Here is a 232-nt window from a genome sequence, read left to right on the forward strand (position 1 = left end):
GGCCGTGATCGCCTCGGGAAAGCCCTTCAACCCATCGACCACGGCGATGAGCAGATCCTCGACACCGCGGTTCTTGAGCTCGTTCATGACCCGCAACCAGAACTTGGCGCCCTCGTTCTGCTCGAGCCAGAGGCCCAGAATTTCCTTGCCGCCGTCGTGCCTTACGCCGAGCGCCACATGCACCGCCTTGTTGCGGACCAGGCCCTCGTCGCGGATCTTCACCCGCAGGGCG

1 protein-coding gene is annotated in these 232 nt (G+C 64.7%); it reads right to left on the reverse strand.

From position 1 onward, the window contains the following. A partial coding sequence (locus tag ACZ3GY_RS24855; protein WP_465912497.1) for a transposase occupies positions 1–232 on the reverse strand: 232 nt, incomplete at both ends.

It is taken from the genome of Pseudomonas sp. PME37.24/006, assembly GCF_055556635.1.